This window comes from Thermostichus sp. OS-CIW-26 (genome assembly GCF_054058395.1).
In genome coordinates this window covers 71,108-96,649 of the sequence record NZ_JBSSAG010000004.1, presented here as the reverse complement: position 1 = coordinate 96,649, position 25,542 = coordinate 71,108, and the positions used below count along the sequence as shown (strand labels likewise).

Here is a 25,542-nt window from a genome sequence, read left to right as displayed (position 1 = left end):
CCCCCTTTGGGGGATCCCTAGAAATTGGAAGAAAAAGAAAGAAATTGGAAAGAAAAAACATCCTGAGTTAGCTCGGTCACCGCCTGTTTGGCTTCCTGGCGGCCTCGGCAATACCGCTCTAACCGCTCGCTAACGGAGATGGGATCCCCGACGGTCACGTGAACCCCCCGCCAGCCTAGGCGAGGGCGGGCTGGGTAGGATTCCCCTCGAAGGCGGGCCAGCACATCAAATAGAATGAGGGCAGTTTCTGCCAGCCGCTCAAAAGAGGGTTTGCTCAGCAAATACTCTTCCTGGACGGCTACACAGCTTTCCACCAAGCGCATGTGCTGCAGGTAGAGCGTTGCCTGGTGGGCTTTCCAGTCGAGCAACCCCCGCTGCAGGGGAGACAGGGATCCAGGATGCCGCAATTCTTCTCGGTAAATCTGGATCCAGGCGACTTCTTCAATGCGGCGGCAGCGGCTGTTCCAATCCCCCTGGGGAGATAGGCCAAAGTAGGTCTCTGCGGTTTCCAGGGCTCTGTGGAGCAGCCGCTCCAGGCGAGCGTTAAAGTGGCCAGGGGCTAGCCTCTGCTCTAGCGGTGGCTCTTTATCATCTCTTTCGGAGACAAAAGGAGGTAGGTCGTAGAAGGCTTCCAGTTGTCCCAGGAGATGCTGGGCTAGGCGGCAGATCCGCTGGGTGTAGCGAAGGTTGGGGCTCCTGGAGGATCTTGGCTCTGGCTTCGGAGGCGTCAACCCACTCAGGTGCTCAAGGCGCGCCAGCAGGCGCTCCAGCTTCGTCCAGGAGGGATCCGTGTAGTAGTACCGAATGCCAATGGGCAGCAAAATGACGGTCTCTGAGCGACCAGCTTTGGCCAGGTCCTCGGCGCACCAAAAGCACAGCTGAGCCATTCCCGGTTCCAGGGGATTGATCCGTTCGCTGTGGCCGTTGGTGGCTCCTTCTGGGGCGATTGCAAAGGGAAATTGCCCATCCAGGAGCAGTTGCCGGGCCGCCTTTAGCGCCACCCGATCCACCCTCCGACCGCGGCGTATAGGGATCCCGCCCAGGCGAGACAACAGCCACCCCAGCCATTCCCCTCCCCAGAGGGGCATGCCCCGGTCGTAGAGAAAATGGGCGTGAAGGGGTTCTCGAAGGCGGATCCCTTGTCGACGGGCGGCTTCGGGCACCAGGCGAGATAGAACGTACAGGCCCACCAGCGGGTCATCCACCTCCACATGTCGGAAAGCCAGGACTAGGCGAATTTGACCCTCCTGGAACTGGTGGTAGAGCCGCGCCAAGATCTCCGCCCCTGTGGCCTCGATTTTGGCAATGCCGGAAGGAAGCCAGCGCCGCACCCTCACCCGCAAGAGCAGGGGCAGGATCCCGTGGACGAGCCGTAGCACCCAGGCGCTATAGGCGGGCGGAATAAAGTCGAGGGGAGGACGGGCAAAATGGGGCGGTGGTGACAAGAGCAAGATTTGTTCCCAAGGTAGCTCAAGAGAAGAAGTGTAGTTAAACGCAAATCAGATTCATATCCCATCGCTCAGATTATTCATCAAGTCGCTACAGAGATCACTGGATATGCAGCCATTCTCAATCAATAATCAATATCAACAATATCAATGATTGAGATCCTTCCCCTGAGACCCCACGCCGTCGGCGCAACCGCTCTCTACTCTCCTCAAGCCCCCGACCCCTCTCTCACAAGGGGAGATGAGAGTTGGGAATCGTGGCCATGTCGTGCCCTTTACATTGCTTTCTTTGTCTTCCGTTGCAGTGAAGACGCTCTCTTCTCTCTACTTTCGTCTCTTAACTCAAGGTGGCTACAGGCTGGGCCTCTGCCAAGAGCGCCTGAGTTTGCAGGTCGGTGATGGTGACCAACAAGCGCCGCGAGCTATCAATGGCAAATTCGATGCGAAGGCGATCCTCTCCCACGCGGCCAGGGGGCTGCAAACGGGCCAGACAAACCGGTAAGGACTCCGTCTCGCTGAGGCGAATGGGCAGGGATCCAAGAGGAGCTAGGGATCGGAAATCGGTTTGCCGGGTGAGCTGCCGGCTGCTCATCCGCCCCAGCTCGTCGTAAACCACTTCCGACTGGACTACCTGGGCCACTTCTCCCACCTCTAGGCGAATCTCCGTTTGTCCGTCGTTGGCCACTTGCAGGATCAAGGGCTCAGCCCGTCGGCAGGGATAGGGGCTGCCCTGTTCGAAGAGGGGGTAGTAGATGTAGCTTTTCTGCAAGGGATCCCAGAGGCGGAGGGCATAGCTGTGGTGCAGGCGATCCTCCAGCTTCACCTGGCGGCCCACCTGCAGGGCGCCCAGGGCCACAGCATCGAAGGGGCGTTCGCAGCGCACTTTCTTTTTGCCGAAGTAGGAGCGCAGCAGCTCTTGAACTGCTGGCAGTTGGGAGCTGCCTCCTACCAAGAGCACCTGCTCAATTTGGTTCTTGCCCAATCCCCTCGCCTGGGCGGTGAGGAGAACGTCGTCTAGGCACTGGCGGATTTGATCCAAAAGCTGACGAGCTTCCAGGATCTCTTCCAGCTCCTGCCGGCTTAACTTCAACTCATGGGCAGTGAGGGCTTCGTCGTCAAACCAACTGCCCACCGCTTCCATCTGAGTGGAAAGGGCGATCTTGAGCTGTTCCGCCTGCTCCAGGAGGTTGAGCCAGCCCAGAGCTCCAATTTGCTGTCGGCTTAGCCCCAGTTGCTGCAGTAGGTAGTCGGCAATCCAAATGTCGATGTCCACCCCGCCCACATAGGCATCGGCCTTGGCGATCACCTCCGCTTTGAGGACAGGGCTACCCGCTTGGGGAGCGAGGGTGCGCACCAGGCTGAGATCCAAGGTACCGCCGCCGAAATCCACCACCAGCACTAGGGATCCCGGCTGGCCAACCGCATAGCCCAGGGCTGCTGCCGTGGCTTCATCGACAATTTGAACGGGATCCCAGCCACAGGCACTGGCCACTCCCCGCAGCCAATTGAGGTAGCGCTCAAAAGAGCCGACAGGGGCGGTGAACACCAGCTGTTGCGGCTGCAGGTGTTCTTTCGGGACAGCTTCCATCACCGTCTGCAAAAAAGCTTGGGCCACCCTCTCGGCGTCGTAGCGCTCTCCATCTAGAACTCGCGGCGGAGGGACAAACTCCGCCACCAAGTCCCGCTTAAACCCCTGAAACAGCCGTTGCGGATCCACTGCCCCCCACCGACCGGCGCGCACGGTTTCCCCCACCAGGAGCTGGCCTTTTCCCTTCACGTAGACCAAGCTGGGAATAGCCGAGTGGTCTGGGCGAGAGAGGCCGGGAAGAGTGAGGAGACGGGGCACTGCTTGGGCGGGATCCCAAACTGCCACCACCGTGTTGCTGGTGCCAAAATCAATGGCTAGGGTCGCTTTGGGGGCAGGTGCCATCAGCTCAATCCTCCAGGCAGGGAACGGCTGACTTTGGCTGGGCAGAGGATGTGGTCACCGCGGCGGTAGCCGACAAAGCGAATGTAAACGGGATCCCCCTTCTGAATATCCGGCTGATCCGGCTGATGCCGTTGCGGATCAAAGGGGACGGACTCCAGGGGGTTGCCGATGGGCTCATACCCCCAGCGCTGCAGCAGAGCGTCTAAGGAGCGAAACAGAGCTGTCACGTTTTGGGCCGGCCAATCGGGCTTGCGCTGGGCAATCTGGCGGACAGTGGGGTAGCTGGTCAGCAGCGGCTGCAGCAGAGAGAAGAGGACTTCTGAGGAATCGGTGGATTCCATTTTGTCATTCCCGTTGAGGCGCAGTAGGGATCCCAAATCCCACTGCAGAGCGGCAGCCAACTTTTGCAGTTGCTCCAGGCGCAGGGATCCCCACTTCCCTCGGCGCACCTGATCAAGGGCGCGGCGGCTGATCCCCGCTTGGGCCTGTAAAGCGCGCCAAGAAGACAGGCCAACAACCCGCATGCGTTCCTGCAGCCAACTATCCAGCGGTCTCTCGGCCATTGGGTTTTGCCAGGGATCCCTACGATCATGCCCCAACTTGGGTCTAGCTCAGGGATCGGCAAGGCGCAGGGAACGGGCTATAGCTTCCACATCTCGGTCATAGCGCTCGCGCCGGCTGGCCGGGTACACGAACTCAAAGCCAGCTTGCAGCGAAGGGCGGACAACTGTTTTGAGATAGAAAATCCGCTGGCCAAAGGGCTCCGCACCGCTGACACGAACGGGCTCGTAGCCGGAGACCACGAAGAAATCCCGGCCAACGGTTTGGTAAGTAACCTGGCGCTGGTTTTCCCGGCTGCGGCGAAGTTCTTCCTGCAGGGCGCTGGCGGGCGTTGCTTGAAAAATGTTGTACCCACCCCAAACGCGCAGCTCAGCCCCGTCTTGACCGAGAAACACTTGGCCATCGCCGTTGTCCGATTCCCCTTGCGGAATGAAGTCTGCCGGGTAGTCGATGCGGTAGCCGAAACGGGCATTGAGATAGGGCCGGAAACCGGCTTGGGCAACGGGAAGGGCAGGGGCGGGAGCAATGACGGGGATCCCCGCTCCTAGGATCAGTCCGGCAAGCAGACAAGCTAGGCGAGCAGCAGACTTCATGGTTTTGATTGCTCTAATCTGTAGCTATCCTAAGCTCTCTCACCTCCAGCCCCTCTCCTAGGGGGACAGAATTTGGTTTGTCCAAGCTCTTTCCCAAAAGACAAAGGGAATGAGAATCCAAGTTTCACTGCCGTTGAGAATGGGTCGGTTGCGCCGCTTGTATCTGGGTGCCACTTGAAATAGTAGGTATAGCATCTTTTTCGAGAGTTTGAAATAAAATACCGATTTTTGGGCCACTATTTTGTTTTGTCGACCAAGTTTAAGTTTGCCGATCAACATCAGGGTTTTGGCCGGAGCGCAGCCGTTCAATTTCTTCTCTTGCCCGCTGGATAGCGCTGCAATTGTCTACCGCTGCCCAGGTAGAGGCCAGAAACAGTCCGGGTAGGGAAACCTCTCCCTCGTCGTCGCTAAACAACACGCCAAGGAAGAAACACCAGCCCAGAAAAACCATCAAAGCTTTCCACCGCCGCGTGTAGAGGTAGGCTCCGAAGGCAAGCAGAATAGACAGAAGGATCACCATCCCCTCGGACTTTTGAGAAAGGGCATAGGTGCGCCGCACCTCTTCATCTCTGCGCTTTTGATCTTCTTGCTGGAGCAACTCTTGCAGATGCTTGTCCATAAGGCCGCCTCAAAATCGGACGGCCTTATCTTAAAAATCCTGGGAAGACCCTTGTTCAAAACAACTTTTCGGGATCCCTGTTGGGGGAGAACGGCAGGAAAAGAGAGGAGAGGTTGGCCACCCCCCCTTCTCGAGTTCCCAACTTCTGTAGAATGGGAAAGCTCGTCTCAATCTCTTATTGCAGGCTGCAAGGCCCGGACGGATTTTGCCATGACCTCAGCTCCTCTTGCTTCTCCCCCTCGTGTTTTGGATCCTCTCGACCCTCAAGTGCGTCCGGATCCCCAGGGGCGGTTTGGGCCGTTTGGGGGTCGGTTTGTGCCGGAAACCCTGATGAGCGCCCTGACAGAGCTGGAGGAAGCCTTTGAGCAGCATTGGCGGGATCCCGATTTTCGCGCTGAGTTTCACAGCCTGCTGCGGGATTTTGTTGGGCGGCCCAGCCCCCTCTACTTTGCCCAGCGGCTAACCGAATACTACGGCGGCCCGCAGATCTACCTCAAACGGGAAGATCTCAACCATACCGGCGCCCACAAGATCAACAACGCCCTTGGCCAAGTGCTGCTGGCGGTGCGCATGGGCAAGCGGCGGATCATTGCCGAGACTGGCGCCGGCCAACATGGGGTGGCCACGGCAACCGTGTGCGCCCGCTTTGGCCTAGAATGCGTCATCTACATGGGGGCGCTGGATATGGAGCGGCAGGCCCCCAATGTGCAGCGGATGCGCCTTTTGGGCGCTGAGGTGCGGGGAGTGGAATCGGGCACGCGCACCCTCAAAGACGCCCTCTCCGAGGCCATCCGCGACTGGGTAACCAACGTGGAGACCACCCACTACGTCATCGGCACGGTGGCGGGGCCCCACCCTTACCCGAAGCTGGTGCGGGCCTTTCACGATGTCATCGGCCAGGAGACGCGGCAGCAGTGCCAGGAAAAATGGGGAGGGCTGCCGGATGTGTTGCTGGCCTGTGTGGGGGGTGGATCCAACGCGCTGGGGCTGTTCAACGAGTTTGTCCGGGATCCAGGGGTGCGACTGATCGGCATCGAAGCCGCCGGAGAAGGGCTGCACACGCCCCGCCACGCTGCCACCCTCAACCGCGGTCGGATTGGAGTCCTGCATGGAGCCATGAGCTACCTACTGCAGGATGAAGAAGGGCAGGTGCAGGAGGCCCACTCCATCAGCGCCGGCTTGGATTACCCCGGTGTAGGGCCCGAGCACAGCTATCTGAAAGAAATTGGACGAGCCGAGTACTACGCTGCCACCGATGATGAGGCCGTAGAGGCGTTGCTGCTGCTGTCGCGGCTGGAAGGGATCATCCCCGCGCTGGAGACGGCCCATGCGCTGGCCTACCTGAAAACTTTGGCCCCACAGCTCGGCCCTCAGCAGCGGGTGGTGGTCAACTGTTCTGGGCGCGGCGACAAGGATCTAAACACCGTTTTCAAGTATTTGCAGCAGCGGGGACGTAGCTTTTAGAGTACGGTTGTTGTGACCACCAACGGGATTCTCTTGGGTGTTCACCTGCCGAGTTCACTTCACGGTTCGATTGCTGGGTCTTCAAGGACTCCGTCCCGCTAACGCGATTGGACTCCGTCCCGCTAACGCGATCGGCCTGCTCCTGGCTGCGGGGCTGGGCTTGTGGACGGGATCCCTGCCGCAGCCTTCTGAGACAACTGCCCCTGTTCCTCCGCCGGAGTCCATGGGTGCCTCGCACCGCTTACGGGATCGCACTGGCGGGACGGAGTCCGATTCAGAAGGGATCCCCTCTCCCAGCCGGCGACAACCTCTCCCTGACACCCTGCCGGCGCTGGCGCGTCAGGCCATTGCCTACTACTTCGCCACCGGCCAGGTGCTGCCACCTCCAGACGAGATCCCGCCCCACTGGCGGCGCTCTGCGGGGGTTTTTGTAACGGTGAGTACAGAGGGTCGGCCCCGTGGCTGCTGGGGCAGCTTGGATCCCAGCGGCGAGGACCTGGTCAGGGCCACCATCCGGGCGGCGGTGGGGGCAGTCACCCGCGATTGGCGCTACGTACCTCTGCAACCCGGGGAGCTGGAGTCGGCCTCCATTCAGGTAGCCATTGTGCGGCGGGTGGTGCCCATTGCGTCGGCAGGACGGAGTCCTTTTGCCGCTGTGGAGCAGGTGGATCCCACCCGCATGGGCCTATTTGTCCGCTCTGGAACCCGGGGAGCGGTGTTGCTGCCGGGAGAGGCTTTGACGACAGAATGGCAGCTTGCTACCGCTAAGAGGTTGGCCGGGATCCCTGTCGACCAGCCGGTGGAGCTGTTTCGCGTGGAGGCAGAGCTGCTGCATGAGTTTTGAGGAGGGGGCAGATCTCAGCGCTTCGCACCGCTGTCGTGAATGGCTGGCAGCCGTGCTGGGCAACACTCACGTGCGCTGGGGCTGGTTTGTGGGGGAGACCCTGGTGAAGGTGGAGCGGTTTCCTGCCCACCAGCCCTTGTCCTGGCCGCAGCAGACAGAGCTGTGGCTGGCTCCTGTGGGCTCTGCTCCCCTGCCGCCGGAATCCCCTTGGGTGCATCGATTGGAGCTATCGCAGGTGCCGCTGCGGGATCCCTACCCAGGGCTGGGGCTGGATCGGGCCTTGGCCTTGTGGGCTGCCGGGATCCACTACGGCTGGCCTTGTTTGGTGATCGACGCGGGTACTGCCCTGACCCTCACAGGAGCTGACTCTGAAGGATCCCTGGTGGGGGGGGCGATCTTGCCCGGCCTAGGGCTGCAGGCGCAAGCGTTGGCTGATCACACAGCCCTGCTGCCCAAAGTGCAGTGGGATCCGCAGGATCCCTTGCCCCCTCGCTGGGCCAACGACACCGTGGCTGCCATCCGCAGCGGCATTCTCCACACTCTGCTGGCGGGGTTGCGGGAGTTTATTGCCGACTGGCGTCGCCGCTTTCCCCAAGGCCCTTTGCTGCTGACCGGCGGGGATGGGGAGTGGCTCTACTCCCACCTGCAAAGTTACCGGCAAAACCCCGTTAGCGACAGCGGGACGGAGTCCTTGAGCAGAGAGCAGAGAGGAAAGAGCGGAGAGAAGAGAGCCTCACTCCTCACTCCACTACATTGGGATCCTCACCTGGTGTTGCGGGGGATCGCCTGCTGCCGTCAGTGGCACCGCGCCGCCGGGCAGCCCCCTGTTGCAGAATAGTTGCAAGACAAAGTTGCAAACCCAAAAGTTCGGGATCCCATGGCCAACGGCAACTCCTTCGGCGTCCTGTTTTCGGTTACTACCTACGGCGAGTCCCACGGTGGGGCAGTGGGGGTGGTGGTAGATGGCTGTCCGCCCCGCCTGCCGTTGACCGAGGCCGACATTCAAGCGGAGCTGGATCGGCGTCGCCCTGGCCAGAGCTCCATCACCACGCCGCGCCAGGAAGCCGATCGCTGCGAGATCACTTCGGGAGTCTTCCAGGGCCTCACCCTTGGCACCCCCATCCACATCCTGGTACGCAACCAGGATGCCCGCCCCCAGGATTACAGCGAAATGGCCACCACCTTCCGCCCCTCCCATGCCGATGCCACCTACCAGGCCAAGTACGGCATCCGCAACTGGCAGGGGGGAGGACGGGCCTCAGCGCGAGAGACCATTGGCCGGGTGGCTGCCGGGGCCATTGCCAAGAAGATCCTGCGCCTGGCGGCGGGAGTGGAGATCCTAGCCTATGTGCAGCGGGTGAAAGACGTGGAAGCCCAGGTGGATCCCAGCTCGGTGACGGCAGAGCAGGTGGAGGCCAACATCGTCCGCTGCCCCGATCCCCAAGCGGCGGCGGCCATGATCCAAAAAATTGAGGAGGCGGCGCGGGAAGGGGATTCGCTGGGGGGAGTGGTGGAGTGTGTAGCCCGCCGGGTGCCGCGCGGGCTGGGATCCCCGGTGTTTGACAAGCTGGAGGCCGACTTGGCCAAGGCGGTGATGTCCCTGCCGGCCAGCAAAGGGTTTGAGATCGGCTCTGGGTTTGCCGGCACCTACTTGACGGGTAAGCAGCACAACGACGAGTTTTACATGACCCCTGCCGGCTGGCGTACCCGCAGCAACCGCTCCGGCGGCATCCAGGGGGGCATCAGCAACGGCGAAGACATCGTCCTGCGGGTAGCCTTTAAGCCCACTGCCACCATTCGCCAGCCTCAAAACACCGTCACCCTCAATGGGCAAGAGACGGTTTTGGCGGCGCGGGGACGCCACGATCCCTGTGTCTTGCCGCGGGCAGTGCCGATGGTGGAGGCGATGGTGGCCCTGGTCCTCTGCGACCATCTGCTGCGCCACCACGCCCAGTGCGGATCCCTGGTCTTGCCGGAGGTGCCCCTTCCTGTCGCCGCTGCTCCCCAGGCCTAGGAGTCCCCGGCTATGGCCAAGGCCAAAACCGTCTGGGAGTGCAGCCAGTGCGGCGAGCGCTATGCCAAGTTTTTGGGCCGCTGCGACCATTGCGGCGCCTGGAACACCCTGACGGAAGTGGTCGTCGCCCCAGCGGCCAAGTCCCCACGGGCCCAAGCCCTCGCTCCTAGGTCCAACCGCGCCAATGGGATCCCCCGGTCGGCCCTCCCCCTCTCCCAGGTCTCCTCAGATCGCCACCCTCGCCTTTCCTCCGGCTTTGGCGAGTTTGATCGGGTGCTGGGGGGCGGCATTGTGCCGGGATCCCTGGTGCTCATCGGCGGGGATCCGGGCATTGGCAAGAGCACCCTGCTGCTGCAGAGCGCTGCCCACCTGGCCAAGAGCGGGCCCATCTTATACGTGTCGGGGGAAGAATCAGCCCAGCAGATCAAGCTACGCGCCGATCGGCTGGGGGTGGAAAGCGAGCAGCTCTACCTCTTGGCCGAGACCGACCTGGAGGCCATCGTGGCGGAGATCCAGGCTCTGCAACCGCAGGTGGCGGTGATCGACAGCATTCAAGCCATCTTCTGGGGGCAGCTCACCTCGGCGCCGGGATCCGTTTCCCAGGTGCGGGAATGCACCGGCCTGTTAATGCGGCTGGCCAAAAAACTGGGGGTGGCTCTGCTGATTGTAGGCCATGTTACCAAAGACGGATCCCTGGCCGGGCCGAAGGTGCTGGAGCATTTGGTGGACACGGTCTTGTACTTTGAGGGGGATCGCTTCCAAAGCCACCGCCTATTGCGCGCCGTCAAAAACCGCTTTGGGGCAGCCCAGGAAATGGGTGTTTTTGAGATGACCGCCTCTGGCTTGGTGGAGGTGGACAATCCTTCTCAGCTTTTCTTGAGCAGCCGGGATCAGGCCACACCCGGAACGGCCACCATCGTCGCCTGTGAGGGCACCCGTCCTCTGGTGGTGGAAGTGCAGGCCCTGGTCAGCCCCACCAGCTACAGTTCCCCCCGCCGCACCTCCACCGGCATTGAAATCAACCGCTTTTTGCAGATCTTGGCTGTGCTGGAAAAACGGGTGGGGATCCCGCTTTCCAAATACGATGCCTACATCGCCTCTGCCGGCGGCATTCAGGTGGCCGAGCCGGCTGCCGACTTAGGGGTGGCAGTGGCTGTGGCCGCCAGCTTCCGGGATCGACAGGTGGATCCCTTGACGGTCTTGATCGGCGAAGTGGGGTTGGGAGGACAGGTGCGCCCGGTGGCCCAATTGGAGCAGCGCTTGAAAGAAGCCAGCAAGCTGGGGTTTCGCCACGCCATCATTCCCAACAGTCCCGTTTTGTCAGATTATGGATTGCGCTTGAGCCGGGTGCAGCGGGTGCTGGAGGCTCTGCTCGTGGCTCTGCCCAGTTCCCAGAGCCCAGAATGAGGGCAGTTGCCCAAGAAAATCCCCTTGCACTTCATCCCGTCGCCGGGTTTTGCTGCGCCCTATCTCCAGAGGCTACGCCTGCTGCAGGAACATCGTCGGCTGCTCTGGTGGTGCCTTCATCACTTTCCCGAAGACTTTTGTTACTCTCAAAAAAGGTTACGCCTGCTGCGCGAACAGCTCAGTAGCATGAGTCAAACCCCAGCCCTCAGTTAGCGGCACCAGCAAGGGATCCCGGTGAGCATGGTTTCCGCACCCTCCAGCCCAGTCCAGCCCTCGATGCCAAAGACGGCATTTCCTCCGCCACCGGATAAAGGCTACACCCGCTGCGCGAACAGCGACCTGGTCATCGAGGACGATGAGCCTGTGGACAGCATTCACTCGGAGAAGCTGCAGCGCCTGCTCACCAGCGCTCTCTACGCCTCCTTCCAGCCCAAGGCCGAAGACACGGGGGAGCTGATCCCCTTTTTGGCCACAGCCAATATTGGCCTGTTCTCTGCCCTCAAACTGCCCCCCCTGATGCCCGATGTGACGCTCAGCCTGGAGGTGGCTCCCCCCGCCAGCTTTGAGCGCAAGGAAGATCGCACCTACCTGGTCTGGGAGATGGGTAAGCCGCCGGATGTGGTCATTGAGATTGTCTCCAAGCGCAAAGGGGAAGAGCTGGGCCGCAAACGCAAAGACTATGCCCGCGCCGGCGTCAGCTACTACGCGGTCTACGATCGCACAGCGGGCGTAGCCTCTCCCTTGCGGCAACTAAGGGAACTGCAGGGATCCCCTCTGGCCCTTTTTCAGCGGCGGGGAGGTGAGTTTGTCCCCTTCGCGTCCACATGGCTGGAGGACAAAGGACTCCGTCCCGCTAACGCGAAAGGACTCCGTCCCGCTAACGCGATCGCACCGCCGGCAGCCTGAAAAATCCCGTCCCTAACGGGGCTTCCATTGTCCATTGCCTATCCACCGCCATGTCTACCCTCCCCAGCAGCAGCGAAGCCGCCCAACGGGCCGCCCGCCTGGAAAAAGCCCAACACCTGCGGGAACAAGGGATCCCGCCCTATGCCTATTCTTTTCCTGTTACCCATCTGGCTGCCGAGCTGCAGGAGCAATTTGCCGACCTAGAGCCCGGCGGCGAGCGGGAGGATGTGCAGGTGGCGGTGGCCGGGCGGATCCGGGCGCGGCGGGTCATGGGCAAGCTGGCTTTCTTTACCCTTCAGGATCGCTCCGGCACCATCCAGCTTTACCTGGAGAAGCAACGGCTGACGGAGCATATGGGGGAGTTGGCCTTCAAGAACTTGGACAAGCTCATCGACGTGGGCGATTGGCTGGGGGCCAAGGGCTGCCTCAAGCGCACCGAAAAAGGGGAATTGTCGGTGCGGGTGGACGAGTACCAGGTGCTAACCAAGGCGCTGTTGCCGCTGCCGGACAAGTGGCACGGCCTGCGGGATGTGGAGAAACGCTACCGCCAGCGCTACGTCGATCTCATCGTCAACCCTGAGGTCAAGCAGACCTTGCTCGACCGCGCCCAGATCATCCGCTCCCTGCGGCAGACTCTGGAAGAGCGAGGTTTTGTGGAAATTGAGACGCCAGTGTTGCAGGTGATCCCCGGCGGGGCGGAGGCGCGGCCTTTTGTTACCCACCACAACGCCCTGGATCTGGATCTCTACTTGCGCATTGCCACCGAGCTGCACCTGAAGCGGCTGGTGGTGGGCGGGATCGAGCGAGTCTATGAAATTGGGCGGGTCTTTCGCAACGAAGGCATCTCCACCCGCCACAACCCGGAGTTCACCTCTCTAGAGGCCTATCAAGCCTTCGCCGACTACCACACCATGATGGAGCTGACGGAAACCCTGGTCTGCAACGCCGCCCTGGCGGTGCGGGGATCCCTGCAGCTCACCTACCAAGGGGAAGCCATCGACCTCACCCCTCCCTGGCGACGGGTGACGATGCAGGAGCTGGTGGAGGAGGCCACTGGCATTTTCATCGATGTGGAAAAGGGATGCCCTGAAGAGCTCTTGCCGGCCTTGGCCGCCCAAGGGATCCCCGATCTCTCCCCCCAGGACTCCCCCGGCCAGTTGCTGGTCAAAGCCTTTGAGCACTGCTGCGAGAGCCGCCTGCGCCAGCCCACCTTTGTTCTGGACTATCCCCTGGAGGTGTGTCCCCTCACCAAGCCCCACCGCAGCAAACCGGGGTTGGCCGAGCGCTTCGAGCTGTTCATCGTTGGGCGGGAGACGGCCAACGCCTACTCCGAGCTCACCGATCCGGTGGATCAGCGGCAGCGGCTGGAGGCCCAGGCAGCCCTGAAGGCAGCCGGCGATGAAGAGGCCCATTTTCTGGATGAAGACTTTCTCACCGCCTTGGAATATGGCCTGCCCCCCACAGGTGGCCTGGGCGTGGGGATCGACCGCTTGGTGATGCTGCTGTGCGACGCTCCCAGCATTCGCGATGTCATTGCCTTTCCGCTGCTGCGGCCCGAGACGGGAGAAGTGGCGGAGGAGGCTTGAGCCGATCCCTCTAACTGTCCATTCAAATCCCATCGATTTCTAAGAGAGGTTGGAGGTGGCCGCGGCGACGGCGCGGAGCCTTTGGGAAGTGTCTCAACCTATTTTGAAATAACTAGCGATAACGTCTTCCAAAAGCCGACCTTCGTACCCTTGCATCTGGAGGGCAGCCTGGAAATCCTGGCAGGCTCTCTGCCAATCCCCAAGGGCAGTCCGGGCCAGGGCGCGGTTGAGGTGGGCCTTGAGGTGGCAGGGATCCCTATCGCTCGCGTCAGCAGTGCAGAGTGTTATGGCTTGGTCGTAGTCGCGGATGGCCGCCGAAAAATCCCCCTGTTGGGCATAGGCCCAGCCGCGGTTGTTCAAAACCCAGACCCGCTCCTGGGGATCCAGCTCCAGTTGCAGCAGTCGGGTGTAGTCTTCTATCGCTTTGTCCGTCTGTCCCGCGCGATCCCACAAGAGAGCTCGGCAGAGCAAAGCAGAGTGCTCCTGAGGGTTCAAGGCCAGGGCCTGCGTGTAGTCGGCAATGGCCAGCTCAGGGCAATTGGCCTGCCGGTGTAGATCCCCCCGTTGACGGTAGGCCAGGGCAGCATCGGCCACCCCCCAGTTCTGGTCGAGGCTCAGAGCTTGGTTGAGATCCGCCAATGCCGCCTCTTGATCCCCCAAAGCCAGATGCACCCTTGCCCGCAAAGCAAAAGCCTGAGAAGCCTGCGGTTGCTGCTGGATCAGCGCCGTGAAATCGGCCAACGCCCCAGCCAGATCTCCCCTCTCTTGGCGACACAAGCCCCGATACAACAGGGCTTCGGTGACCAGCACTTCTGGATCCCCTGGGCTGGCCAGCTCCAAGACCCGATCCCAATCGGCTATTGCCCCCTCCAGGTTGTGGCGCAGGCGGCGGACTTGGGCCCGCTTCAGGTGGGCCTCCAGATAGAGCTGCCGGGACTGTTCCCCGTCTTGGGCCTCTTCCTGGATGACTTGGTCGAAGTCGGATTCAGCCTGCGCGTAGTACCCCAGCTCCAAGGACTCCGTCCCGCTGACGCGATCCTGCTCCGCACGGTTGGTAGGGCCATCGGTGCCGCGCACCGCCAACGCCAACAACAGAGAGCCGCGGGCCAAGCGGGCCATCCTGTGTTGGGGATCCCGCTGCAGCAGACGGTTTAGATCTTGCAAGGCCGCTAAGGACTCCCTCCCGCTTTCGCCAACGGTCTGGCCCAACTGTTGCAGGGCCTGTGCGCGGTGCCACAGCGCTTCCCTGTGGTCAGGATCCTGCTGCAAAACCCGGCTGAGATCCTGAATGGCGGAATCCCAGTTGCCCACCTGTCCATGGGCCATGCCCCGTCCCAGCCAAGCCGTCCAGTCCTGAGGATCCTGCCGCAACACCTCGTCGTAGTCGGCAATGGCCTCTGGCCACCGGCCCAGCTGTCGGCACAACTCAGCTCGCTCTTGGCGCAGATCCCGCCGTTCCGGCTGCAAGCGCACCGCCTCGTTCAACTGCTCTAAGGCCGCCTGCAGATCTCCCGTCTGGATTTGGGCCCGCGCCAGATCTCGGCGGATATCCGCCTCGGCCACTGCCACCCCCAGCGCCAAAGCCTGGTGGTAATCCTGGATGGCCCCCAGCCCATCTCCCAGAGCAGCCCGCACTTGGCCGCGATGGAAATAAGCCAAGCCCGACTGAGGATCCCCTTGCAGAGCTTGGTCGAAATCGGCCAGCGCTCCCTGCCAATCCCCCAACCGTTGCCGTGCCATACCGCGGCGCAGATGGGCATTAACCAGCAGCTCCGGCCCGCGTGGGATCCCCCACTGCAACACCTGCGAGAAGTCCTCACAGGCTGCCGGCCAATCTTCCCGCTCAGCATGGAGTTGGCCGCGGTTGAAGTAGAGCTGAGGGTTCTGCGGATCCCGCTCCAGGGCAGCTGTATAATCCCGCAGAGCCGCCAGGGGATCCCCCAACAGCCAATGGATTCGCCCGCGGCTGCTGTAGGCACTGGCATCTTGGGGATCCAAAGCAATGGCCTGGTTCAAGTCGGACAAAGCCGCTTCAATGTTGCCCAAGTCCAGGTGGGCAATGCCCCGGTTGAGGTAGGCTTTGGCCATCTGGGGATCCAGCTCCAGGGCGCGGTTGAAGTCTGCCAGAGCGCCGCCGGGATCCCCCAGCCCCTGACGGGCCAAGCCCCGGCAGAGATAGGCCCGCGACAGCTTAGGATCCAGGCGGAGAGCCTGTTCACAATCCGCCAGCGCCGACTCCAGGGCGTTGCTGCTCAGGTAGGCCATGGCCCGCTGCAAGTAGAGATCCGCCTGGGCTGCCGCCTCTGCCTCAGGTAGCTCAGTGGCCTCAGCAGACCGTAGGGATAGGGCCTGAGAAAAGTCTTCAACAGCCCCCTGGGGATCCCCCAACGCTTGCCGGGCCAGGCCCCGGTGGTAATAGGCTTTGCCGTGGCGAGGATCCAACTGCAGCGCTTGGGTGTAGTCCTCAATAGCCCCCTGTAGATCTGACAACTGGACCCGCGCCACTCCCCGGTTGAAGTAGGCTTCCCCGTCCTGAGGGTCCCGCTTGATCACCTCGGAAAAATCGGCTGCTGCCCCCTGCGCATCTCCCAGATGGCCGCGCACCACGCCGCGGTTGAAATAGGCCCGCACATCTTCCGGGTTGAGCTCAATGGCCCGCGAATAGTCTTCGATGGCCTGCTGCTGCTGATTGAGTTGCCGGTAAGCATTGCCACGGTTGTAGTAGGCCACCGCCCATTGTGGGTTGAGGCCGAGAGCCTGGGTGTAGTCGGCAACAGCTCCCTCGTAGTCCTCCAGCCGGTAGCGGGCAATGCCGCGGTTGAAATAGGCGCGGGCGTCCCCTGCCAGTTGAATGACTTGGGTGTAATCTGCGATGGCCCCTGCCAAGTCCCCACTTTTGTAGCGGGCGCTGCCCCGCTGGCTGTAGGCGCGGCTATTTTGGGGATCCAATTGAATGGCCAACGTACAGTCGGCAATCGCCCCCTGGAAATCCCCTTGGCGGGCTTTCTCCTGTGCGCGGGCCAACAGGCGCGTCACCAAAACCTGATCCACCGAAACATCGCCGAGCGTCGCCTCTTGGGGAAAAGGCAACAGGGACCGCAGCGCCTCCAACACTTCAGCAGCGGACTGGAAGCGCTCTTGCCAGTGGGGGCAGATCAGGCGATCCAAAATCTCGGCCAGCTCCTCGCTGACCTGAACCAAATCCCGCCAGAGCAGTTGGCCGGTGCGGGGATCGTCCCGGATCTTATGGGGAGGACGACCGGTGAGGGCTTGGATGGCCAGCACCCCTACGGAGTACAGGTCGCTGCAGGGCTGGGGCTTGCCGTTGAGCTGTTCGGGCGCCATGTAGCCAACCGAGCCAATCACCGTCGCCAACTGAGTTTGGCCGGGGGCATGGCTGACCAACCGCCCCACTTCCTTGACTGCCCCAAAGTCGATCAACACCAACTTGCCATCGGCATCGCGGCGCATCAGGTTGGCCGGCTTGATATCCCGATGGACGATCTGGTGGGCGTGTACATGGCGCAGGATCTCCAAAATATCCCACAACAGTTTCAAAACCTCGGCCTCGCTCAGCGGCTTGCCCGGGATCAGCTCCTGGCTGAGATCATGCCCGGCAACAAACTCTTGCACCAAGTAAAAATCCTGATCCTGCTCGAAGTGGGCCAAAAGGCGGGGCACTTGGTCGAAGTGGTTGAGCCGGTTGAGAACCTTGGCTTCCCGTTCAAAGAGCTTGCGAGCCGTGGCCAGTGTATAAGGATCCGTGGAGAGGGGGCGAAGGCGCTTGACGACGCAGGGGCTATCGAAGGTGTCTTGATCCACCGCCTTGTAGGTTATGCCAAATCCCCCTTCCCCGAGGGGATGGAGAATGCGATAGCGTCCCCTGAGCACACTTCCCGCTCTGATCTTGTCTTCCATGGCCAAGTCAGTCCCTGAGCGGCGCAGCCTTTTGCCACTGCAAGCTGGCTCGATTCTGCCACAGGCGGACGCCCTTGGGCGGAGCAATCCACAGCTCCTATCCAGGGTCTTTTTCTGCTTTTTCTTTTCGCGATCTTCAATGTCTGTAACAATTCAGTCAGAGAGAAACCGCGATCTGACCTCGCCGCTCTTCAAAATCGCTGATCAGCAGTCTCACCTCGATCTGCCATTCCCCCGCCAGGGCCAGAGGCACATTTTCCACCACAAATTGGCCAGGCCTATCCGGCGCTACAGTACGGCGTAGAGGGGGGATCCCCTGTTCTGGCAGGGAAAACCCAAGGGTCAATTCCTGGGCCGGGATCCCTTTCACTTCAACTTGGATCTGGTTTTCTCCGGGACGGCAGGGCAGAATCTTCAGGTGCAGGCTGCCTTCCGGCCAGTTCAAGTGCTCTTCACAACTGGTCTGCCAACCTGATTCCAGGAGGGATCCCATGCCGTGCCTTCCATTACTGGGAGGAGCCTGGGCCACCAGGAAGCTGGTCAAGGCCAGCACCAGCATCAGCCCCACCAACTCCAGGCGGACGATCCGGCGCAGCGACCGGCCCGCGGCCTGTCCACCTTGCTGTAATCCCGGCACCAGCCGAAACTTGTTGTGGGCGCCCAACCCCACCATCATCAGCACCAGCAGCAGCTTGGCCCAGAGATACTGCCCATACGGATGATCCCAGTCCCAGCCGCGGTGGATCCCACCCATCCCCACCCCCGCCAGGATAAGCCCCGGTACCGCCCAGGCGGCCACGTCAGAAAACCGTTGGATGATGCCTACAGATGGGTAGGGAGCAGATTCCTTGCCCAGCAGGCGCTCCAGCCCCCACAACCCTCCCAACCAGAAAGCTGAACCGGCCAGATGCAGCCCCAGCAGCGCCATTGTCCCCATCGGATGCTCACTGGTGAGAGCATGGCCAATGGGCAAAAAGGAGCCGAGCACCAACACCGACCCCATACCGCTGGCCCAGACGGCACCTCCCTCACAGGCCCAGATCAGGATCCCTAGCCCCACCAGCCGCAGCCCTGTACCCCAACCGTAGGGAGAAAGCATCACACGCAGCAGCTCTCGCCCATTAAAGTAAGGGTAGAGCTGGGCCAAATGCAGACTGAAGGCCACCGCGGTCAAACTGAGGGTGATCCAAGCTGTCGCAAAAGCCCAAGATCCGGCCTCGGCGTTTAACCGCCCCCGCAACAGTCGCCACCAGCCCAGCACCCCCACCACAAAAAGGCTGCCCAAGTAGATCCCCCAGCGCACCCCCACCAGCGGCCAGTACAAGGGATCCCTTCCTTGGGCGTGAGCTGTCCTCGCCGCCTGCAATTGCCCAGGATCGGCTGCCCCCACCTGGAAGGCAAACGATCCACTCACCGGATGAGAATCGGCAGAAATGGCCCGCCAGCTGACAATGTAAACCCCCTCTGGGATCTCCTGGGGCAGATCCCCCTGCGGTGCCTCACCCCTGGTCACCCGATTTTCCAAGGGCAGAGCTCGTCCGTTGCTGTCTAAAACCTGGAGCTGTGTGATCTGCACCGGCTCATTGAAAACAAGCCGCACCTGGGCCGGAGCTTCCTGCAACACTGCCCCATCCTCCGGGAAGGTGGATAGCAAGCTGGCATGGGCAAAAACGGGCTGGATCCCGGCCAGCCACAGCAAGAGGCAGAGGATCCCAGCCCAAATCCCAGCAAAACCCCCCCTAGGATAAGACATGATCCCAACCAGGCCGCCTAGCGGGTACCGTGACCGTGTCCATGGCCGTGCCCATGGCCGTGACCGTGACCCTGTCCACTGTCTCCACCCGTCAGCTTCAGCAGCGGAGCCGGCTGCGGCAAACTCTTGGGATCCTCGCCAGGCTGAGCCACCTGAATCCAGCGGTACATGCCCTGCTCGCACTCCTGAATCACTGGGATGGGGATGACCTCACCGGGGCGATTCGGCAGCTTGAGGCTGATGCTGAACTCATCCATGAACTCATCGGGCAGCGAGCCGCCGCTCCAGATCACCTCGGCAACCGTTTCGGTAATCATCTTCCCATGCGACTCATAGGGGGTCTCCAGCGGCTTTTTGACGGTCTCGATTTTCCACAGGGGATGCACCATCGGCTTCACAGAGACGAATCCCTCCGGAATCTGCACCCGCAGGCGCACGGTCGGGGATCCATCGCAGCCATGGGGCACCCGAAAGGTGAGCTTGGCAAAGCTGCCCGCCGGGGCCTCTTTGGGATGGACGGTGACATGGGCCCAGGCAGAGGAAAGGGGTAAAAAACTCATTCCCAGGGCCAGCAGAGATTTCTTGGCCAGGGTCAAGTAACTTTGCAGACTGAACATTCGCAGATGCTCCTTACAAGCCTGTAGAGAAAGAGAAAAATGCAGTGTTTGTTGGTCAAAACCTAGGGGTGGTGATGGGATCCGTGGGATTCCGTTACGCTCATGCTGTGCTGTCCCCAACTGGAGAGGCCCATCGACACCAGGCCGGCACTGGCCAAGCCCATCGACACCAGCCCGAAGGAGAGCGCTCCCATAGCCACCAGGCCAATGGAGAGGATGCCGTGGGTCACCACGCCGATGGCCACTACCCCATGGGCAGAGATGCCCACCGCCACCAAGCCATGGGCTCCCACGCCAACCGACAGGACTTTGCGGCGGGATCCCTGTCCTTCACATCCCTGCTCGTGAGGCAGCCGCTCCGCCGGGCTTTCCTGCAGCAAGGCTGGATCTTGAGTCTTCTCTTTGGACACTAGCCTCTACTCCAGTTGTGCTCAGCGCGATCCAAAACGTAGGCCGCCACCGCCTCGATCTCCTCCGGCTTGAGAATCTTGGCAAAAGCCGGCATGGCCCCTTTGCCGTTTCTCACTTGGGCCTGGATCAGCTCAGGGGTGTCTACGTGGTACTCATGAAGAGCCGCCAGAGAAAGGTTTTTCGCTGCCACCAAAGTGTTGCGCCCGTTCAAGTGACAACCCACACATTTGGCCTGAAAGACCTTGGCTCCCAAGGCCAAATCCGGCTCAGCAGAAGCCATTTGCGGGCCTAAAAAGAGGGCAAATACTGCCACCAAAAGCCCGATAAAAAGGTTGATCATTCGCATTTTCATCTCAGGGACTGACCGAAAACTAGCCTTTAAGGCCCGCCCATTATCCCAAGCCCGTTGGGCCAGGTCAAAAGACAGCCTGTCGAGTTTCCCCCGGCTACTATAAGGTCAGGATCCCCTGCAGCCATGAGCGGTCTGCCCCCCGATTTCATTCAGTTGGTGCGCCAAAAGGCCGACCTCGTGGAAGTGGTGGCCGAAAAAGTGGTGCTGCGCAAGCAGGGAAAGAACTTCGTTGGGCTTTGCCCTTTCCACAACGACCACAAACCCAGTTTTCAGGTCAGTCCCAGCAAGCAGATCTACAAGTGCTTCTCCTGCGGGGCAGGGGGAGATGTGCTGCGCTTTGTCATGCAGACCGAGCATCTCTCCTTTGCTGAGGCCGTGCGCCACTTGGCGCGGCGATACCACATACATCTGCCCACCCGCAATCCCGAGGCGCAGCCCTTGGGATCCCTTGATGAGCGGGAGCTCTCCCACCGGGAAAAGCTGCTGGAGATTTTGGCCATGGCCGCCGATTTTTATCAGCATGCCCTCCGCTCCCAGCTAGGATCCGCCGCCCGCCAGTACCTGCACAGCCGCCACCTGAGCGAAGAAACTTTGCAAAAATTTCAAATCGGCTTTGCTCCCCCCGGCTGGCAATCTCTCTACGAATACTTGGTCAACCACAAGCGCCAACCGGTCAAACTTTTAGAAGAGGCTGGATTGCTGGTTCCCCGCCAGCAGGGATCCGGCCACTACGACCGCTTTCGCAACCGGATCATACTGCCCATTTTCGATGTGCAGGGGCGGGTGATCGGGTTTGCCGGCAGAGCCTTGGGGGAGTCAGGACAGCCCAAGTACCTCAACTCTCCAGAAACAGAGCTTTTCAACAAAAGCCAGGTGGTCTATGGTCTCAACTTTGCCCGCGATGCCATTGCCAAAGCCGATCAAGTCTTGGTGGTGGAAGGCTATTTCGATGTCATCGCCCTGCATCAGGCGGGAGTTGCCTATGCTGTAGCGGCCATGGGCACTGCTTTGACGCCCCACCAGGTGAAGACCCTGCTGCGCTACACCCAGTCGAAGCGGCTGATCCTCAATTTTGATGCGGATCGGGCCGGTTTGAACGCCGCCAGCCGGGCCATTGAAGCCATTGAAGAACAAGCGCGGCGCGGAGAAATTGAGCTGCGCATTCTCACCCTTCCTGAGGGCAAAGATGCCGACGAATTTTTGCGGGAGCACAGGGGCTCCGCCCCGCTGACACCAGCGGTTGCTGAACTGCAAACCCTGATCGAGCAAGCTCCCCTGTGGCTGGATTGGCGAATTGAACAGGTGTTGGCCGGTCGGGATCTGAGCCGGGCCACCGATTTTCAGCAGGCCCGTCAAGCCCTTGTGCAACTGCTGGCCGGTTTGGGTGGACAATGGCGCTCTTTGTATTTGCACAAAGTGGCAGAATTGCTCAGCCGCGGCAACGGTCGCCTCAGTCGAGATTTGGAAGAAGACCTGCGCCGAGCCGTGCGGCAGTACCGCTGGGCCAAACCCCGGCAACCTTCCCTCAATAAGGGATCCAAACTCTTGCAATCTGAGTCCCATCTTTTGCAGATCTTTCTGCATTTTGGCGAGTATCGCCACGAAATTCGGCAAACTTTGCTGGAGCGAGAGCTGCAATTTAGTTTTCGCCCCCACCGGGAGCTGTGGCAGCGGATCTTGGAACTGATCTCGGCACAGCCGGAGCTGGAAGAGCAAGAAGAGACGTTGCTGACGGCTTTGCGCACCCTCTGTGCCCAAGATGAGCAGCTCAACGAGCGCCTCAGCCATCTGCTTTGGCTGGACGAAAACACCCGCGTAGCCCTGATGCGTCCACGGATGGTGGTGCGGGCCGCCATTGCCAACATGGAGCTGGAAATTCGCCAGAAGCGCTACCGCTACTGGACCCAACTGTGGGATCAAGCCTTTTCCGAAGGCAACACCGCCCTGGCTGCCCAGTACCAGGCCAGCATCCAGCAGGAATACCAGGCGATTCAGGCGCTGCAGCGGCAGGTGCAACTGAGCTTGGAAGACCTGTCGGAAACTGCACTGGCCGAAGATCTATAGTCATTTCGATTTAAACTAGGACACTAAACCCATAACCCCATACGCGGCCAGAAGGCTTCTCTCTATAGCCCAGGCGTCTCACCCTAAACTGAACAGCACTCTAAACTGAACGACTGTAGTGGCTGATGGACGGCCTGTTGGTGCTCAAAAGGGCTTCGCTCCCCTAGCGCGAGATCAGCTCCGCTTGCAACCGCTCCCGGGCCACCTGCAAAGCCTCTGCCAATTTCTCCGGCTGTTTGCCCCCAGCTTGGGCCAAGTTGGGCCGTCCGCCACCACCGCCCCCAGTCAGTTTGGCAATCTCGCCGACGAAGGATCCCGCCTTCAGGCCAAGTTGCTGCACCGCAGGGCTAAAGGCAGCCACCAGGCTGACCTTGCCGGCTTCCGGCACCGATCCCAGCACCACTGCCCCTTCCCCCAGCTTGTGGAGCAGATGCTCGGCAGCGGTTTTGAGGGCCTCAGGGGTGGTGGATCCCAGCTCGGCCACCAGCACCTTGAGATCTCCGACGGCAACCGCTTGGGCCAGCAGACCTTCGGCCTGTAGCAAGGCCAACTGGCTGCGCACCTCCTCCAGCTCCTTCTGAGCAGCTTTCAGCTCCGCCTGTAGGGCAGCAACCCGCTCCGGCAGTTCCTGGGGCTTGGCTTTGAATTGGGCGCTCAGCTCCCGCACCACCCTGTCCCGCTCGTTCAGGTATTCCAGTACAGCCGGCCCGGCCACGGCCTCGATGCGACGGATCCCGGCAGCCACCCCGGTCTCGGCGATGATCTTGAACAGGCCGATCTCGGCGGTGTTGTTGACATGGGTGCCACCGCACAGCTCCATCGACACCCCCGGAAAGTCGATCACCCGCACCTCAGCGCCGTATTTTTCCCCGAACATGGCCACGGCACCTCTGGCTTTGGCTTCGGCCAGGGGCATGATCGCCACTTGAGCAGCATGAGCCTCGGCAATCCAGGTGTTCACCAAGTTCTCGATCTGTTCCAGCTCCTCAGGGGTGACTGGCCGGGATAGGGTGAAATCAAAGCGCAGCCGGTCAAAGGCCACCAGGGATCCCGCCTGACCAATCGAGGGATCGACAATTCTTTTCAGGGCCGCCTGCAGCAGGTGGGTGGCGGTGTGGTGGGCTTGGGCGCGCCGCCGACAGGCCAGGTCAATCTGGGCTTGGACGGGATCCCCCACCCGCAGGATCCCGCGTTCCACACGGCCAAAGTGAACGAACAGATCCCCTTGCTTTTGCACATCTTCAATCCGCACCAGCAGGCCGTCCCCAGAAAGGTAGCCCCGGTCGCCAATTTGCCCGCCGGACTCGGCGTAGAAGGGCGTGCGATCCAAAACGACCTGCACTGCCTGCCCTGCCTCCACTTGGGGCACCGATTTTCCCTCGACCAACAGGGCCTCGACCACGCCGCGGGCGGAAGATTGGCTGTATCCCAAAAACTCCGTTTGGCTGAGGAAATCCGCCAACTCGTCCAGGGATCCCTGGGCTGTGAGGTCGATGGTTTGGTGGGCGGCGCGGGCCCGCTGCCGCTGTTTCTCCATCTCTTGCTCAAAGCCCTCCAGATCCACGCTGAAGCCGTGTTCCTGGGCAATTTCTTGGGTTAGCTCCAGCGGAAAACCGTAGGTATCGAAGAGCTTGAAGGCGTCGGCGCCGGAGATCTGCTTTGGCGAGCTGCTGTCACGGCGGGAAGATTCGACAGCAGTAAACAAATCCAGCAGTAGCCGTTCCCCCCGCTCCAGGGTTTTGAGAAACTGCTCTTCCTCCCGTTGCAGCTCGGTCTTGATCAGGGTTTCTCGCTCCCGCACCTGAGGATAGGCAGCCTCGGCCAACTGAATCGCGGTCTCGATCACCGGGATGGTGAAAGGCTCGCCGATCCCCAGCAACCGACCGTGGCGCACCATCCGCCGGATCAGCCGCCGCAGCACATAGCCCCGATCCACATTGGAAGGAAGCACCCCATCGGCAATCAAGTGCATCACTGCCCGCGCGTGATCCCCGATCACCTTCAGAGAGATCTGCTGCTCCGGGTTGGCCTTGGAGTAGTTCAGCCCGGCGATCCCAGCCGCCGTTTGAATGATGGGAAAGATCAAGTCCGTCTCGTAGTTGTTGGGCACCCCCTGCAACACTTGGGCCAACCGCTCCAACCCCAGGCCGGTGTCGATGTTTTGCTTGGCCAGCGGCATCAGGTGACCTTCGCTATCCCGGTTCAGCTCCATGAACACCAGGTTGTAGATCTCCAGAAAGCGGGAGTCATCCTCCAAATCGATCCGCTCATCCCCCAGCTCCGGCTTGAAGTCGTAGTAAATCTCAGAACAAGGGCCACAGGGGCCGGTGGGGCCGGCAGCCCAGAAATTATCCGCCTCTCCCATGCGCTGGATGCGGTGGGCCGGGATCCCTATCTCATCTCGCCAGAGGGCAAAAGCCTCCTCATCTTCGCGAAAGACGCTCACCACCAGCCGTTCCGGGGGCAGGCCGAACACCTCCGTCACCAGCTCCCAGGCCCAGGCGATGGCCTCCTTTTTGAAGTAGTCGCCAAAGCTGAAGTTGCCCAGCATCTCGAAGAAGGTGTGGTGGCGCGCCGTTCGGCCCACGTTCTCGATGTCGTTGGTGCGCACACATTTCTGGGCCGTTGTAACCCGTGGGTACTCCGGATCCCGTTGCCCCAGGAAAATGGGCTTAAAGGGCAACATGCCAGCAATGGTCAGCAGCACCGTTGGATCTTCTGGCACCAAGGAGGCGCTGGGCAACACCTGGTGGCCCCGCTGGGCGTAGAAGTCCAGAAAAGTTTGCCGAATGGCGGCACCGGAAAGAGCTGGAAACATGACAGGCGAAGATGGCTGTATTCATCAATTCTAAGTTTTCCCTCTGCAGGGCAGTCCAGCCCTTGTTGTTCTCCTCTGTTCCACCAAACCCCATCCGCCGAAAACCTGAGCGATTTGTCCGATTAACCTCAGGGCGGGCAGACGCTAAGATCAGCCTATCTGAGGCAGTTGTGCAAGATTTGTTTCTTCTTGGTCTAACCTGTATGTATCTCTCACAACTTGCCTGCCGACTTCTTG

General features: G+C 61.0%; 19 protein-coding genes. 8 read left to right on the top strand and 11 right to left on the bottom strand.

Annotated elements, in window-relative coordinates; genetic code table 11:
- Window positions 1–17 precede the first annotated feature (17 nt).
- From ACVW0C_RS03245 to ACVW0C_RS03225, 5 genes are all read right to left on the bottom strand, one after another.
- The gene (locus tag ACVW0C_RS03245; RefSeq protein WP_457384331.1) at window positions 18–1,445 is read right to left on the bottom strand and encodes a 1-acyl-sn-glycerol-3-phosphate acyltransferase; all 1,428 of its coding nucleotides are present in this window, start codon (window positions 1,443–1,445) and stop codon (window positions 18–20) included.
- A gap of 340 nt (window positions 1,446–1,785) precedes the next feature.
- A complete protein-coding gene (locus ACVW0C_RS03240; protein WP_457384330.1) occupies window positions 1,786–3,378 on the bottom strand; it encodes an Hsp70 family protein in 1,593 nt (530 codons plus the stop codon).
- Window positions 3,378–3,941: a helix-turn-helix domain-containing protein gene (locus ACVW0C_RS03235; RefSeq protein WP_457384329.1), complete on the bottom strand. Its 564-nt coding sequence runs from the start codon at window positions 3,939–3,941 to the stop codon at window positions 3,378–3,380. Before ACVW0C_RS03235 ends, ACVW0C_RS03240 begins: the two co-directional genes overlap by 1 nt.
- Before the next feature lie 48 nt (window positions 3,942–3,989).
- The gene (locus ACVW0C_RS03230) at window positions 3,990–4,532 is read right to left on the bottom strand and encodes a hypothetical protein (protein WP_457384328.1); all 543 of its coding nucleotides are present in this window, start codon (window positions 4,530–4,532) and stop codon (window positions 3,990–3,992) included.
- Between the two features lie 259 nt (window positions 4,533–4,791).
- Window positions 4,792–5,151 (bottom strand): hypothetical protein, encoded by a 360-nt coding sequence (locus tag ACVW0C_RS03225; protein WP_011433121.1) that lies wholly within the window; start codon window positions 5,149–5,151, stop codon window positions 4,792–4,794.
- Between the two features lie 210 nt (window positions 5,152–5,361).
- On the opposite strand from ACVW0C_RS03225, the gene trpB reads away from it, so the two are divergent.
- The 7 genes from trpB (at window position 5,362) to lysS (ending at window position 13,372) form a co-directional block, all read left to right on the top strand.
- Window positions 5,362–6,615, top strand: coding sequence for a tryptophan synthase subunit beta (gene trpB / locus ACVW0C_RS03220; protein WP_457384327.1), 1,254 nt, complete (start codon window positions 5,362–5,364; stop codon window positions 6,613–6,615).
- Between the two features lie 37 nt (window positions 6,616–6,652).
- On the top strand, window positions 6,653–7,459 hold the full coding sequence (locus ACVW0C_RS03215; protein ID WP_457384326.1) for an AMMECR1 domain-containing protein: 807 nt from the start codon (window positions 6,653–6,655) through the stop codon (window positions 7,457–7,459).
- Window positions 7,449–8,297 (top strand): pantothenate kinase, encoded by an 849-nt coding sequence (locus tag ACVW0C_RS03210; RefSeq protein ID WP_457384325.1) that lies wholly within the window; start codon window positions 7,449–7,451, stop codon window positions 8,295–8,297. Before ACVW0C_RS03215 ends, ACVW0C_RS03210 begins: the two co-directional genes overlap by 11 nt.
- A gap of 39 nt (window positions 8,298–8,336) precedes the next feature.
- Entirely contained in the window at window positions 8,337–9,473 is a 1,137-nt protein-coding gene (aroC, locus tag ACVW0C_RS03205; protein ID WP_457384324.1) for a chorismate synthase, read from the top strand.
- Between the two features lie 12 nt (window positions 9,474–9,485).
- Window positions 9,486–10,880, top strand: a complete 1,395-nt coding sequence (gene radA / locus ACVW0C_RS03200) for a DNA repair protein RadA (protein WP_457384323.1) — start codon at window positions 9,486–9,488, stop codon at window positions 10,878–10,880.
- A gap of 276 nt (window positions 10,881–11,156) precedes the next feature.
- Window positions 11,157–11,786: a Uma2 family endonuclease gene (locus tag ACVW0C_RS03195; RefSeq protein WP_457384322.1), complete on the top strand. Its 630-nt coding sequence runs from the start codon at window positions 11,157–11,159 to the stop codon at window positions 11,784–11,786.
- A 50-nt stretch (window positions 11,787–11,836) separates the two neighbouring features.
- The gene (gene lysS, locus ACVW0C_RS03190) at window positions 11,837–13,372 is read left to right on the top strand and encodes a lysine--tRNA ligase (RefSeq protein WP_457384321.1); all 1,536 of its coding nucleotides are present in this window, start codon (window positions 11,837–11,839) and stop codon (window positions 13,370–13,372) included.
- A gap of 93 nt (window positions 13,373–13,465) precedes the next feature.
- Here lysS and ACVW0C_RS03185 read toward each other — a convergent pair whose 3' ends face one another.
- The 5 genes from ACVW0C_RS03185 to ACVW0C_RS03165 all read right to left on the bottom strand — a co-directional run bounded on the left by ACVW0C_RS03185 (window position 13,466) and on the right by ACVW0C_RS03165 (window position 20,411).
- Window positions 13,466–17,290 carry a tetratricopeptide repeat protein gene (locus tag ACVW0C_RS03185; protein WP_457384320.1) on the bottom strand — a complete coding sequence of 1,275 codons (3,825 nt, stop codon included), beginning with the start codon at window positions 17,288–17,290 and terminating at the stop codon, window positions 13,466–13,468.
- Window positions 17,291–17,447: 157 nt separating this feature from the next.
- Window positions 17,448–19,043, bottom strand: coding sequence for a copper resistance CopC/CopD family protein (locus ACVW0C_RS03180; protein ID WP_457384319.1), 1,596 nt, complete (start codon window positions 19,041–19,043; stop codon window positions 17,448–17,450).
- Between the two features lie 17 nt (window positions 19,044–19,060).
- A complete protein-coding gene (locus ACVW0C_RS03175; RefSeq protein ID WP_457384318.1) occupies window positions 19,061–19,660 on the bottom strand; it encodes a YcnI family protein in 600 nt (199 codons plus the stop codon).
- A 62-nt stretch (window positions 19,661–19,722) separates the two neighbouring features.
- On the bottom strand, window positions 19,723–20,070 hold the full coding sequence (locus ACVW0C_RS03170; RefSeq protein ID WP_457384317.1) for a hypothetical protein: 348 nt from the start codon (window positions 20,068–20,070) through the stop codon (window positions 19,723–19,725).
- On the bottom strand, window positions 20,070–20,411 hold the full coding sequence (locus ACVW0C_RS03165) for a c-type cytochrome (protein WP_011433133.1): 342 nt from the start codon (window positions 20,409–20,411) through the stop codon (window positions 20,070–20,072). Before ACVW0C_RS03165 ends, ACVW0C_RS03170 begins: the two co-directional genes overlap by 1 nt.
- A gap of 135 nt (window positions 20,412–20,546) precedes the next feature.
- Between ACVW0C_RS03165 and dnaG the strand changes: the two genes are divergently transcribed.
- Window positions 20,547–22,487 carry a DNA primase gene (dnaG, locus tag ACVW0C_RS03160; protein ID WP_457384316.1) on the top strand — a complete coding sequence of 647 codons (1,941 nt, stop codon included), beginning with the start codon at window positions 20,547–20,549 and terminating at the stop codon, window positions 22,485–22,487.
- A gap of 163 nt (window positions 22,488–22,650) precedes the next feature.
- On the opposite strand, the gene alaS is transcribed toward dnaG, so the two are convergent.
- Window positions 22,651–25,305: an alanine--tRNA ligase gene (gene alaS / locus ACVW0C_RS03155; RefSeq protein WP_457384315.1), complete on the bottom strand. Its 2,655-nt coding sequence runs from the start codon at window positions 25,303–25,305 to the stop codon at window positions 22,651–22,653.
- Between the last annotated feature and the right edge of the window lie 237 nt (window positions 25,306–25,542).